13 protein-coding genes are annotated in these 12,729 nt (G+C 65.3%); 5 read left to right on the forward strand and 8 right to left on the reverse strand.

The genetic code is table 11. The features are described 5' to 3' along the window. Positions 1-87: 87 nt before the first annotated feature. From F7R26_RS09840 to F7R26_RS09855, 4 genes are all read right to left on the reverse strand, one after another. Positions 88-1,080 (reverse strand): FecR family protein, encoded by a 993-nt coding sequence (locus tag F7R26_RS09840; RefSeq protein WP_150983405.1) that lies wholly within the window; start codon positions 1,078-1,080, stop codon positions 88-90. A gap of 118 nt (positions 1,081-1,198) precedes the next feature. Next, positions 1,199-1,708 carry an RNA polymerase sigma factor gene (locus F7R26_RS09845; protein ID WP_150983406.1) on the reverse strand — a complete coding sequence of 170 codons (510 nt, stop codon included), beginning with the start codon at positions 1,706-1,708 and terminating at the stop codon, positions 1,199-1,201. Positions 1,709-1,710: 2 nt separating this feature from the next. After that, the gene (locus tag F7R26_RS09850; RefSeq protein ID WP_150983407.1) at positions 1,711-2,523 is read right to left on the reverse strand and encodes a TonB C-terminal domain-containing protein; all 813 of its coding nucleotides are present in this window, start codon (positions 2,521-2,523) and stop codon (positions 1,711-1,713) included. A gap of 643 nt (positions 2,524-3,166) precedes the next feature. Then, entirely contained in the window at positions 3,167-3,778 is a 612-nt protein-coding gene (locus tag F7R26_RS09855; RefSeq protein ID WP_150983408.1) for a hypothetical protein, read from the reverse strand. A 215-nt stretch (positions 3,779-3,993) separates the two neighbouring features. Between F7R26_RS09855 and F7R26_RS09860 the strand changes: the two genes are divergently transcribed. From F7R26_RS09860 to F7R26_RS09870, 3 genes are read left to right on the forward strand one after another with little or no spacing between them, the layout of a single operon-like run. Next, positions 3,994-4,854, forward strand: coding sequence for an SDR family oxidoreductase (locus F7R26_RS09860; RefSeq protein ID WP_150983409.1), 861 nt, complete (start codon positions 3,994-3,996; stop codon positions 4,852-4,854). Between the two features lie 42 nt (positions 4,855-4,896). After that, positions 4,897-5,619, forward strand: a complete 723-nt coding sequence (locus F7R26_RS09865) for an SDR family oxidoreductase (RefSeq protein ID WP_150983410.1) — start codon at positions 4,897-4,899, stop codon at positions 5,617-5,619. After that, positions 5,616-7,010, forward strand: a complete 1,395-nt coding sequence (locus F7R26_RS09870) for an MFS transporter (RefSeq protein WP_150983411.1) — start codon at positions 5,616-5,618, stop codon at positions 7,008-7,010. Before F7R26_RS09865 ends, F7R26_RS09870 begins: the two co-directional genes overlap by 4 nt. A 29-nt stretch (positions 7,011-7,039) precedes the next feature. Here F7R26_RS09870 and F7R26_RS09875 read toward each other — a convergent pair whose 3' ends face one another. The 4 genes from F7R26_RS09875 to F7R26_RS09890 form a co-directional block, all read right to left on the reverse strand. After that, complete coding sequence (locus tag F7R26_RS09875; protein ID WP_150983412.1) at positions 7,040-7,924, reverse strand: fumarylacetoacetate hydrolase family protein; 885 nt, start codon at positions 7,922-7,924, stop codon at positions 7,040-7,042. A 3-nt stretch (positions 7,925-7,927) separates the two neighbouring features. After that, positions 7,928-8,887, reverse strand: coding sequence for a VOC family protein (locus F7R26_RS09880; RefSeq protein ID WP_150983413.1), 960 nt, complete (start codon positions 8,885-8,887; stop codon positions 7,928-7,930). A gap of 62 nt (positions 8,888-8,949) precedes the next feature. Then, a complete protein-coding gene (locus tag F7R26_RS09885; RefSeq protein ID WP_150983414.1) occupies positions 8,950-9,708 on the reverse strand; it encodes an SDR family NAD(P)-dependent oxidoreductase in 759 nt (252 codons plus the stop codon). 45 nt (positions 9,709-9,753) lie between these two features. After that, the gene (locus F7R26_RS09890; RefSeq protein WP_150983415.1) at positions 9,754-9,984 is read right to left on the reverse strand and encodes a ferredoxin; all 231 of its coding nucleotides are present in this window, start codon (positions 9,982-9,984) and stop codon (positions 9,754-9,756) included. A gap of 241 nt (positions 9,985-10,225) precedes the next feature. On the opposite strand from F7R26_RS09890, the gene F7R26_RS09895 reads away from it, so the two are divergent. After that, on the forward strand, positions 10,226-11,083 hold the full coding sequence (locus F7R26_RS09895) for an IclR family transcriptional regulator (protein WP_206702508.1): 858 nt from the start codon (positions 10,226-10,228) through the stop codon (positions 11,081-11,083). Between the two features lie 336 nt (positions 11,084-11,419). Continuing rightward, on the forward strand, positions 11,420-12,727 hold the full coding sequence (locus F7R26_RS09900; protein WP_150983416.1) for an amidohydrolase family protein: 1,308 nt from the start codon (positions 11,420-11,422) through the stop codon (positions 12,725-12,727). Positions 12,728-12,729 lie beyond the last annotated feature (2 nt).

Raw genomic sequence — 12,729 nt, forward strand, 5'->3', positions numbered from 1 at the left:
CGACAGCGGCGAACCTCGTGAGGCGGTGGGCCTTCCACACCCGATGCACTTTGCGCGGCGCAAAGGCCAGCCCTCGTGCCGGACAGCTCAACTCAGGACCAGCAGTCCTCCTGGCAAGGACGTGGCTTCAAGCTTGTAGGTACGCTCGATTTGCCATAACACCGCGTCGAGAGACGTAACCAGGAATCGACCGCTCACCAGATGGGCGCGAACAGCGGCGTTCACCAGCACGACACGGCCGGGGCGATAGCGGTTGATCTCTTCGACCACCTCGGCAAGCGGCGTATTGCGGAATACCATTTCTCCGGTGCGCCAAGCCGCCACTTCCTGCGGATCAGCGCCGGCGACGGGGCTGACGATACGATCGTCGTAGATGGCTTGCTGCCGAGCCAGGAGTGCGCGAATCCCCGAGGGATGCTCCACGCGTGCGGCGCCCTCAAGACAGGTGACACAGACCTTGCCGTTGAGAGACTTTACGTCGAGGCGTCCCGATTCGGCTACGCTTCGGCCGGCTCCCGCCGTCACGACGAAGCGCTGGCCGTCCCGGGACAGGTCGACGGCGGCCTGTCCATTGATGAGTTCCAGGCCGACCATTTCGCCATGGTCCATCTGTCGTCGAACGCTGGTCCGCGTGTTGAGCGTAACCAGAACACTGCCGGCACGCCCGATTTCCTGCCGCTCGCCGGCGGCGGTACGGTAGTCCGCCCTCCACTCCGTGATTGCTGGCCAGGCCCCGAGGGGTGGGTACACCGCGGCAACGGCCGCTACGGCCGCAGCACTCACCGCCGCGCCCATGAATGCACGACGGCCCGACTGCATGGGGCGTCGTGCATGGCTGTGTGCGGCGGCGATCCCCGGATTGGCACGCAGCAATTCCCCTGCCGCCGGCTTCATCGCAGTCCAGAGCCGCCTGGCTTCGTTGAACGCTTCCTTATTGGCCGGGCTGCTCTGCAGCCAGCGTTGAAATCCTTGCGCATCCCATGCATTGACTTCGCGCGAGGTGAGCAAGCGCACCCAGGCCCGCGCTTCCTCCTGGAGCACGTCATTGGAGACGGCATGTTGGTCGATGGGTTTCTTCACGATATCGAATCAAGCCACCATGACGACACGCGCTGGATAGAGTCGGCGAGCGGCGCGCAGCTTCGGCGCGGATTGCGTTTCACGAGTAAAGACGAATGACAATGCTCAAATCCCTCAACTATTTTTGTCTGCTCGACATTTGGGCACAGAAATCGTGCGCGCGCTTCAATTCGTTCTCGACCGTGCGTATCGAAACCCCCAGTCGCTCGGCCACTTCCTTTTGCGGCAATCCTTCCCAGCGGACCAGCAGCAAGATTTGCCGCCGGCGCTCTGGCAAGCGCGCCATGATTCTGCTCAAGGCCTCAAGCTCGGCACGGTCTTCAACCACCTGCGCCGGACCGGGTGCGGGATCGGACAGCGCCATGAGAGCGTCAACGTCGTCTGTCGACAAGTTGCGGCTCTGCCTGCGCTGGATATCGACGGCGATATTGACCGCCATGCGCAGCAGATAGGCGCTCGGGCTCAGGATCGGCCCGCGGTTCTCCTGGCGCTGCAACCTCAGATAGGTATCGTGCAGAGCATCGCCGGCCAGATCATCGCTGCCCAGCACCCGCACGAGACTGCGCTTAAGTTTGGCGTAGCGATTGGCCAAATGGTCCAACAAGGCCGGCTGCACGTCGTCGGACATAGCTAGGATGCCCCCCTGCCGCAGCGAAGCGTGCCATTGTGATCCCCGGGGGCTATCAACATAGTTAACGGTTGTTGCACCATATCCAGCGGCGGCGGAGGGACCTGAATCGCTCTCAAGGTCTCCATCAGCGCCACGTCACGTTGGGGCTCCCCTGTCGAACCCAGCAAGCGCACCCCTTGGATGCGGCCATCGGCGCTTAATTGAAAACGCATCAGCGCGCGGTAAGTCCCGGGGGCGGTCCGTGGGGTGCTACAGAGCGCCTGCCAGATGCGGGATTGAACCTGGCCAGGATACCGTCGATCACTGACCAGATTGTCGATCCCGGCATAGGGTGCCGGTGCGGCGTGCTCATCGGCTTGCATCAAGACAAAGGCACTGCCGCCGCCGCCGCCGGCCTCGTCTCGTTCCGCGACGAGGCCGGTCCCCTTGAGTAGCTGGTTCAGCGCGACTTCGGGCAAGAAACGCCCCTGCACAGCTGACGACATGCGCCCGGTCACGAGTTCGCTTCGAAAAAGCACCGGCCGTCTGGACTGCGCCGCATAGCGGTCAAGTGCGGAATCCAAGGGTAGCGCGGGTATGTCGAAATCGAAAAACCTTGCATCTCTCCCCGCCGCGAGGCTGATGGCCGGCGCATCCGCCAACGGCAACATGGCAGCGGTGGCCTGTCCATGCAGAGGCATGTCCGACCGCGATGGCCCGCCCGACGTACCCGTCGACTGCGCACGCACCGTCCCAGTCGCAATCAGCAGCCCCAAGCCACTCAAGAATCCTGTCAGCGCAAGCACGCTGACCGATGCCGAGTTGCCTGTCATTTCAAACGCATGAGTCGCCGGAGTTTTTGGAAATAGCGGGGTGGATGCTTCGCCAGCAATGTCGTCGAATTTTGTGAATATTTCATGACGAACGCCTCTTTTTCCGTGCGGCTTCCATCTGTCCGGTTACGGCCGATCGTCCTGGCGATTGATGTGAGGAGTCCGGATCAGATTGGCGAGCGCGATTGTCTGATTCATTTGCGTGCTGAACCAGCGAACTGATTTGAGACTCTGGATGCACCGCCAAGCCCCGCCCGAGCCGGTCGATCCCTTCGGCGGATATCCTCGGTGTTCAGATGGATATCGACCTCGAAAGACGAGGCACCGTAGCGCTTGCGCGTCACCTGCATTTCCCAAGTCGCGAAGCACAGGTTGGACGTATCCCGCTTTTCCCGATGGTCCATCGGCCACAATGACTTGCACTCAGGCGCTTTCCGCCTGTCCCCTTACAACTGCAGTCCGTCGCCCACGACGGAAAAATGATCGTCTTGACGTTTGGCACGCTGCCCGTCAATGCGCAAGAAGGGATCGCCGGCAACGTCCGACGCATTCGGATGGCTTGCGAAGAGCGGCTCCAGCCTGCCGGCCTGTGAATGAAAGACTGGCGTGGGAATGCGATAGAGCAGATTCCCGGCAAGCCCGGTCAACGCCCCGCCCGCCCCAAAGCACTGCGTATAAACCAGTTTGCAAAAGGCTCACATGCCGACTGGCTCCTCTGCCATGCCGCTCCGCAACTGGTGCAGCGAAACGGCTGCAGTTCGGATACCGTTTCGCACCCGAGCCGGCGCCGCACGGGCAGGTCCAGCGGCTGCATGCCTTCATGCCCATGCGCCCTGCGCGGTTCCCCAAGCAGTTCATGACAGGCCTGGCAAGGTGCCGGGCAATCGCTCGCTGGACCGGATTGCCGGCCAGGGCTGCGTTGCGGCTCTGCGTCGCACATCGAATCGGGCGCGAACGTCGTCATGCGCCGGGACAGTGCCCAGTACAGGACGCGCAGTTCTGCCCGATCGCTGCGCAGCGCGGCGGATCCACAAAGATCGAGGTGATGCCGGGCCGCGACGCCTAGTTCCACCGCCGCGGCAAGCCCGACAATCTGCAGCTCCCCGGCGGCCCTCAGGATCAGGTCATCGAAGAACCTGGCCAGGTGTTCGTAGTATGCCGGGCCACCGGGAAGCGCGCCTTTGGATACCGTCAGAACGGCCTTGCGGCTCAGGGCGCGGACTTCTTTTCGTAGCGCATTCAACTTGGACAACATACCAATCCCGGCTTAAAAGAGAGTTGACGCATCACTTTTGCGCAGCGGACTGCGTCATTCCCGCGTCCCTGCTTCGGCGCCGACGAGCTCAAGGCCCGATCCGGCGCGTCCCAAGCGCGGGTTTTAATATATGTACAGTTTATCGATTTTTGTGTACTTTACCAGTATTCCAAACCAAGCAGACCGGCATGAACCGGGTGAGGAGACATGGGCGTATGCAGATCGATCTGAGCAACAAGCGAGTCATTGTCACCGGCGCGTCGCGCGGCATCGGCCGCGCCATCGCGCGCGCCTTCGCCGCAGAAGGTGCGCGCGTGGCCATTTGCGCGCGCAGCGAAACCGACGTAAAGGCTGCGGGAGCCGATCTGAGCTCCCGCGGCGCGAAGGACGTCATTGCCCATGTGGTCGACGTCACCGACACAGTGGGCGTGAAACGCTTCGTCGAGCACATTGCCGCGCAGTGGGGCGGGGTCGATGTACTGGTGAACAACGCCGGCCAGGGCCGCGGCGGCAACCTGGATACCTTGACGCCCGAGCAAATCCTCGAGCACGCCAACGTCTTGCAGATGGGGCATTTCCGCTTCGTGCAGGCGGTGGTGCCGCATATGCGCAAGCAGCGCTGGGGCCGCATCATCGAGATCAACGCGCTGGCTGGCGTGGTGCCAACGCCCGACGGCATCCCCTCGGTGGTCAATCGCGCGGCGTGCATCGCCATGTCGAAATCCCTGGGCATGTCGCTGGCCAAGGACAACATCCTGGTCAACACCCTGAACATGGGCTGGATCGATACGGGCCAATGGGATCGCCACTTCAAGGAAATGCCAGCGGGCTGCACCCGCGAGGAATTCGATGCGATGGTATTGAAGGTGGTGCCGATCGGCCGCTTTGGCAAGCCGGAAGACGTGGCCGGGATGGCGCTGTTCCTGTCGAGCGAGTACGCCAGCTTCATCAGCGCGGCGTCCATCGAGATCGCCGGCGGCATGGGCGGGCAGATCGCCTACTACCCCACGCTCAAGCGCGATTTCCACGAAGCCGTGCGCCTGCGTGAAGAGGCCGCCGCCGAGCAAGAGGCCTGACCACGGCAAACCCGCCCCTTCCCTGGCTGACAGGAGATCACCATGGATCTGCGCAAGCAGGTAGCCATCGTCACCGGCGCGTCGTCCGGCATCGGCCAGGCCATCGCGCGCGAGCTTAGCGCCGCGGGTGCCAGCCTGGTCATCACGGCCCGGCGCGCGGATCGCCTGGCCGCGCTATCGGCCAGCCTGCACGGCCCCAGCGTCCGGCTGTGCGCCGCCATCGAGGATCCGGGCACGCCGCAGGCGCTGCTGGACCTGGCCGTGGCGGAGTTCGGCCGCGCCGACGTGTTGGTCAATAACGCCGGGATGTTCGTGGCAGGATCGCTGGACACCATCGACCTGGACGACGTGGCGCGGATGACGCGGGTGAACTTCGACGCCGTGGTGCGCGCTTCTTACCTGTTCGCGCGCGCTTTCAAACGCCAGGGCTCGGGCGCCATCATCAATGTGTCCAGCATCGGCGCCTACCTCAGCTCCTCTTCGGTGGGCGCCTACAGCGGCCTGAAGCACGCGCTGGAAGTGTTCACCTCGGCTTTGCGCGTGGAGTTGAAAGGCTCCGGCGTACGGATCGGGACGATTGCGCCAGGCACCACGGAGACCGAGATCTTCGATCGCCTGCGCGCCAGCGGCCACGCCGTGCGCGCCGATCAGACGCCGCCGCTCGATCCCGCCGACGTGGCCGCCGCCGTGCGTTTCATGCTGACCCAGCCGGAGCGCGCCAACGTGGCGCGGCTGCTGCTGGTTTCCTCGGCGGAATCGGTATGAATGCCGGCGTACAGCAGCCGGCCGTCCAACCGGAACGGACCGCCGCCCAAGCGCCTGCCCGGGCCCGGTCGAGCCATCCCTACCCGTCCGCCCGTTATGCCTGGTACGTGATTGGCGTGCTATTCGCCATCACGCTGCTATCGCAACTCGACCGCCAGCTTCCCGCGCTGGTGGTACGCCCGCTGCGCCGGGAGTTCGGCGTTTCCGACACCGCCTTCAGCCTGCTGCAGGGCTATGCCTTCGCGGTCTTCTACACGCTCGCCGGGCTGCCGTTGGGGCGGCTGGTCGACCGGGGCAACCGCCGCAACCTGATCTTCATCGGGCTGCTGTTCTGGGGCGGCGCTACCGCGCTGTTTGCCTTTGGCCAGACCTATCACCAGTTGCTGCTGGCGCGCGTCGGCGTGGGCATTGGCGAAGCCGTGCTGGCGCCCGCCGCGTACTCCCTGATTGCCGACTGCGTGGCACCGGCGCGGCGCGGGCGTGCCCTGGCGGTGTACTACGTGTCCATTGCCATCGGCTCGGGCGCCTCGCTGCTGCTTGGCGGGTGGCTGCTGGCCGCCATTCCGGTGCAGGGGATGGCGCTTGGCCCGCTTGGCGCCATGCCGGCGTGGCGCGTGGCCTTCCTGGCCGCCGCCGCTCCTGCCGTGCCGCTGGCGATCTTGCTACTGCTGTCGGTGCGCGAGCCCGCGCGCCGCGAGGACCATGCGCTGCACGTCGCCGCCGAGGTGTCCACGGTGGCTGATTTCGTGTACCACTTGCGCCAGCACGCCAGCACCTTCTCGCGCGTGCTGACCTATCCCGCCCTGCTCTCCGTCATCGGTTACGGCGCGCTCGCGTGGGCGCCTGCGTTGTTCGAGCGCAGCTTTGGCATGCCGCCCGCACGCTCAGGCCCCGTACTGGGCATCATCGTCGCAGCGGCGGGTGCTGCGGGCACACTAGCCAGTGGATTCCTGAGCGACTGGTGGACGCGCCGCGGCATGCCGGCCGCGCGTTTGCGCGTGGCGCTGGCGGGTGCGGCGCTGTTTGCCGTGCCATCGGTGCTGTGGCCGTTGATGCCGGCCCCGGTACCGGCCTTCGCGCTGTTGTTCCTGACCGTGCTGGGGCTTGGCCTTGCGCAATCCGCTGCGCCGCCGTCCATCCAGGCCGTGGTGCCCAATCGCATGCGGGGCCAGGCCATCGCGGTCTACCTGCTGCTCGCGGGCCTGTTGGGGATCGGGCTAGGGCCGACAGCCGTGGCCCTGGTTACCGACCACGTCTTCCACGACGATGCGGCCTTGCGTTATTCGCTGGCGTTGACCGCTGCGCCTTCAGCATTGTTCGGCCTGTGGCTGATTGGGTCGGGCCTGCGGCCGTACGCCCGCACCTGCGTAGCGCTGCAGTCCGCCGGCTGAGCAGGCCGCAGCGGCTGGCCGCCCCTCCCTTAACCGGGACTGCCGAGGCGGCCCGTCGCCCGGTGCTCGGACAGCACGCGTCTTGGGCCAATGGTGTTGCGCAGCACGCCGATGCCCTCGATCTGTGCCTCCACGACGTCCCCGGGCTGCAGGAATCGGCCGTCTTCCAGCCCCACGCCGCAGGTGGATCCGGTGAACACCAGATCGCCCGGGCGCAATGCGATGCGCGCGTCGACATAGTTCAGCAGTTCGTCGAGCGGGAAGATCATCTGGTCGGTGTTGTCGTGCTGGCGCTGCTCGCCGTTGATGCGCAGGCTCAACGTCACGGCTGGCTGGCCGGCGCCACCGAACTCATCCAGCGTAGTGATCCACGGGCCGATCGGCGCGGTGCGATCCAGCGCCTTTTGCGTGAATAAGTCGAGCGAGCCAAGTTGCTTGCCCGCATCGCGGGCGCTGATATCGTTGCCCACCGTATAGCCAAGCAGGCACGCGCTGGCCTGCGGCTCGTCGCCCAGCGCGCGCGCCACCACGGCGACCAGCTCGACTTCGTAGTCGAGCTGCTGCGTCACGGCGGGATACTGGATCTCGCCGCCGGGCGGCACGATGGCCGAGGCCGGCTTGATATAGGCGATGGTGTGCGGCGGCGGCTGCGTGCGGCCTAGCCGCGTCAGGTGCGTGAGGTAGTTCATGCCCACGCCGAACACGCGCGCGCCGGGCTGGACCGGCGCGCACAACTGCAGTGACGCGAGTGCCAGGCTGCCGCCGCGCAGCTCCAACGCTGCCTGCCCATGCCGCGCCACGGCTGGCGCCCATAGCGCAAAGGGCACGCCTACGCGTTGCACGCTTTGCAGGTCGTCGGCCACCCGCCCCCAGAACACCTCGCCCTGCGTGTCGCGCACGCGTGCCAGCTTCATGGCTCAAGCCGCCCGCTGCAGGCCGGCCAGTACGGCCAGGCCATCGGCGTCCAGCACCTCTTCAGGCGCGCGCACGCTGGGCCCAAGGATGGGACCCACCAGTTCATGCCCCCAGGTGCTGAGCTTCTCGGGATTCAGCTCGAAGCCATCCTGGTGCCACGGCTCCAGCTCCGTGATGATCTCGATGGCAAAGCCACCGGGTGAGAAATGGTAGAAGGACACATGTGGGTCCTGCGTATGCTGGCCCAGCGTCATCATCATCGGGAGCTTGCGCTGCTTGACGATATCGTAGGTCTCGCCAACGTCGCGCAGGCTCTTGACGAACAGGCCAATATGCTGGATGCCCATCTTGCCCGGCCCATGGCCATAGGCGATATCGTGGCTGGTGCTTTCGTTAAGGCGGGAACGGTAGAACGCGGTCTTGCCCTTGCCGGCGCCGGCGCCGTAGTAGTGGAAGCCCAGCAGCTCGGTGAGAAAGTGCTCCAACTCCGGGGGAAACTCCGGCGTGATCACAACCAGGTGGCCCAGCCCCCGCGCGCCCGCAACAAAGCCGCCGTGCGGCCGGCCGGGGATAAAGGAGCGCGGCATCCATTTCTGCGCGTAGAACAACTCGTGCTGGTAGCCGACCGGATCTCGGAAGCGGATCACCTCCTTGACCCCGCGCAGTTCGCGCAGCGCCGCGTCGCCCACGGTGACCTCCACACCGGCGTCCCGCAGGCGCTTCACCGCGGCCTGGAACTCCAGCTTGCCGCGCGCTTCCCAGCCGATATAGGCCAGCCGGTCGGCCTGGCCGGGATGGAAGGCAAAGCGATGCCGGCGGTCGTCGATGCGGAAATACAGTGAATCGGGGTCCGCCTCCGGCGAGGCGCCGATCTGGAAGCCCAGTACCTCGGGGCCATAGCTTCGCCATTCGTCCAGCCTGGTCGACTCGAAGCCGAGATAGCCAATGCCGATGATGTCCATGTTGTCTCCTGAAGTGTCTTGTCTCTCTTGCCTGGCATGACCGGGCGCCGCGTGGGCGTGGCTCAGACGGCAAGCATGCCGCCGTCGACCGCGATATCGGTGCCGGTGACGTAGGAAGCGTCGTCGGATGCGACGAACAGGGCGGTAGCCACCACCTCATCCGCCTCGCCGGGGCGCGCCAGCGGGATGCCGTCGACCAGCGCGGCGCGCGTGGCTGGGTTGTTCAGAAACGGAACTGTGCCCGGAGTCACCACCAGGCCCGGGCTGATGCTGACCGCGCGGATGCGGTGCTTAGCGCCTTCCACCGCCAGCTGGCGTGTGAGCGCCACCACGCCTGCTTTGGTGGCCGAATGCGCGCCAATGCCGGCGGTCGTGGAAGCCCCCCATGCGGAGACCGACGCGATATTGATGATCACCCCGCCGCGTACCGCCAGATGCGGCCATGCGAACTTGGTGGCGAAGAACACCAGGTCCAGTTCGTTGCGCATGGTGAAGCGCCAGTCGTCCACGGACATGTCCGCGACCGGTCCGAAGCGCGCCGCCGAGGCATTGTTGTAGAGGACGTCGACCCGGCCGTACTCGCCGACGGCGGCTTCCACCCAGCGCTGCGCCTGGTCCGGGTCGCCAAGATCAACGCCGCCGATGCCCTCCATCCGGAGGCCTTGCGCGCGCATGAGCTCGAGCGTTTCGCGCTGCGCCTGCGCATTGACATCGCAGCCGAACACGCTTGCGCCTTCGCGCGCGAAGCGCAGCGCGGCCGCCCTGCCCTGGCCGCCTCCGGTACCGGTGATCAATGCGACCTTGCCATCAAGACGTCCCATCCGATTTGTCTCCCGCTTGCCTGTGCGCTATGTGCATGGATTGCGTCAGGCGAAAACCGCCTCGATCACCAACGCCTCGGCCGGGCACGCGGCCGCGCCTTCACGCGCCTCCTCCTCCAGCTCCGGGGGCACCGTGTCCACCTCTACGTAGACCAGGCCGTTCTCGTCGAGCTTGTAGATCTGCGGGCAGAGTTGCGCGCACAAGCCGTAGCCGCAGCAACGGCTGCGATCGGCGCGCACCTGCAGCACCACGGCCGCTTTGTTTTCCGAAGTCATGTCTCCTCCTTTTGTCTTCTGGCGATGTGTCGCACTAGAGCTAATTATATGCACAGTTTTTTCAAAAGTGTCACCTTTTAACTCGGGGTTGACCCGGGTCGCACGCCGCCGCGCAGGCCAGGTACGGGTAAATCCGAGGGCGGCGGTTTCCCCTGTAGAATTCTCGATTCAGAATATAATTACCGCATACAGAACGAGAACGGTGCCGAGCCATAGCGCGAACCAGGAAGACAGCAAACCCATGAGCCAACAGAACGCCGCACCCGCACGCAAACGAACAGCCCCCGCCAGCGCAGCCGCGCCGGCGGCAAAACCAAAGCCCAAGGTCAGGGCAGCCACCAACGCCATGGCCAATGCCGTGACCGTGAAGCCGGTGTCCAATGCCATCCGCATCCTGCGCTACCTCACCCAGACCGGCGCGCCTGAGCGCGCCGCCGACATCGCGCGCCACCTCTCCATCAATTCCAGCACCTGTTTCAACATACTGCGCACCCTGGTGGCCGAGGATGTGGTGGACTTCAATGCCTTGTCCAAGACCTATTCCGCAGGGCTTGGGTTGGCACGCCTGGTCGAGCAACTGGTCACGCAAGGCCAGCGGCTGCAGCTGGCGGCTCCGCCCATGCAGGACCTCGCCGCGGAGTTCGGCGTCACGGTGACGTTGTGGCGGCGCCTGGGGGCCGACCGCATCGTCCTGGTCAGTTCCCAATCCAGCCCGACCAACCTGCGCATCGACATGCCAGCTGGGCAGCGGCTGCCGATCCTGATGGGCGCCAGCGGCCGGCTCTTCGCCGGCAGGCTCGGGCTCACCGAGGAGCAGCTGCGCGAGGAGTTCGAGCAACTCCGCTGGGTCCGCACGATCTCGTTCGACAACTACCTGCGCGAAGTCAACCGCGCGCGGCGCCGCGGCTGGGCAAGCGACGACGGCTACTTCGCCACCGGCGTGCTCGCCATCGCCGCGCCCGTATGCGACCCGAGCGGCAACATCGCCTTTACCGTGTCCACGGTGATGATTCGCGGCGACCGCAGCGAAGACAAGGTAGAGGCGCTGGGCGAAGCCGTGCGCGACCTGGGCCACAAACTGGAAGCCGTGCTGTTCTGATCTGCTGATCCTCCCACCAAGGCCGCGCCGGCCCTGAGCGCGCTGCGCGCGCCAGCCCGCGCGTCCATTCCCCAGCGGCCGACACCCCGTCGGCCGCGTCATGCCGCCGCCCTGCGCGGCACACCTCCCCCTATATCTCCAACAACCCGCCTCAAGCAGTGGCAGCGCCCCCCTCGCGCGCACTCGCCTCATCGTTAACCCGCAAACTCCGCGGCTGCCCACCTTTAATATGCACACATGCATTGATTGTGTATAACTTTTTAACTACTATCCGAATGCCAATCCGCTACAACACGGCTTGCCAGACAGTGGCAGCCCATACACACGGGGACACCGATGAAACTGGAAGATCTCATTCTCGTCAGCGTAGACGACCACGCGATCGAGCCGCCTAACGCCTTCACCCGCCACATGCCGGCCAAATACAAGGGCCGCGAACCCAAAGTTATCGAACGCGGCGGCCGCGACGTGTGGGTGTTCGAGGAACAAGCTACCGGCTACATGGGCCTGAACTCGGTCGTAGGCCGCCCGAAGGAGGAATACGGCATGGAGCCGCTCGGCTACGAGCACATGCGCCGCGGCACCTGGAATATCAAGGCGCGCGTCGATGACATGAATGCCAACGGCGTTCTGGGCTCCCTGTGCTTCCCGACGTTCCCGGGTTTCGCCGGGCAACGCTTCCAGGGCTACGCCGACCGCGGCGTGTCGCTGGCCGCCATCCAGGCCTACAACGACTGGCACCTGCATGACTGGTGCAACGCCGCGCCCGGCCGCTTCATGCCGCTGATGCTGGCACCCTGGTGGGACATGCAAGCGGCGGCCGCCGAGATCGGGCGCATGGCCAAGCAAGGCGTGCACGCGCTCACGCTGTCCGATAACCCCACCTTGCACGGCTACCCCTCGATCCACAGCGACTACTGGGACCCGGTGTGGAAGGCCTGCGCCGACAACAACGTGGTGGTCTGCTGCCATATCGGCACCGGCGCCAAGGCCGCGCATGCGTCCGACGATTCGCCCATCGATGCGTGGATCACCTCCATGCCGATCTCAATCGCCAACTCGGCCGCCGACTGGATCTGGGCGCCGATGTGGAAGAAATTCCCCAAGCTGCGCATGGCGTTGTCGGAAGGCGGCATCGGCTGGATCCCCTACCTGCTGGAGCGGGCCGACTTCACCCATCGCCATCACCATGCGTGGACCATGTCCAACTTCGGCGGCAGGATGCCCAGCGACATCTTCAACGAGCACATCATCACCTGCTTCATCGAAGATCAGTTCGGCCTGAAGAACCTCGACGCGATCAACGTCGACAAGGTCACCTGGGAATGCGATTACCCGCACTCCGACTGCACCTGGCCGGGCTCGGCGGACGTGTTCCACCAACAGGCCGGCCACCTATCAGACGAGGTGATCAACAAGATCACCCACCTGAATGCGATGCGCGAGTTCTCGTATGACCCGTTCTCGATCCTCGGTCGCGAGAACTGCACCGTGGGCGCGCTGCGCGCGCTGGCCAAGCACGTGAGCGTGGAGCCCGCGCTGGGCATGGGCGGCGCAGCGCCGGTACGCGACCCCAACAAGCCGGTCACGTCGGGCGACATCAATCGCATGTTCGCCGCGGCCGACGCGCAAGCCGCGCTGTAAGC

It is taken from the genome of Cupriavidus basilensis (assembly GCF_008801925.2).
Lineage (GTDB): Bacteria > Pseudomonadota > Gammaproteobacteria > Burkholderiales > Burkholderiaceae > Cupriavidus > Cupriavidus basilensis.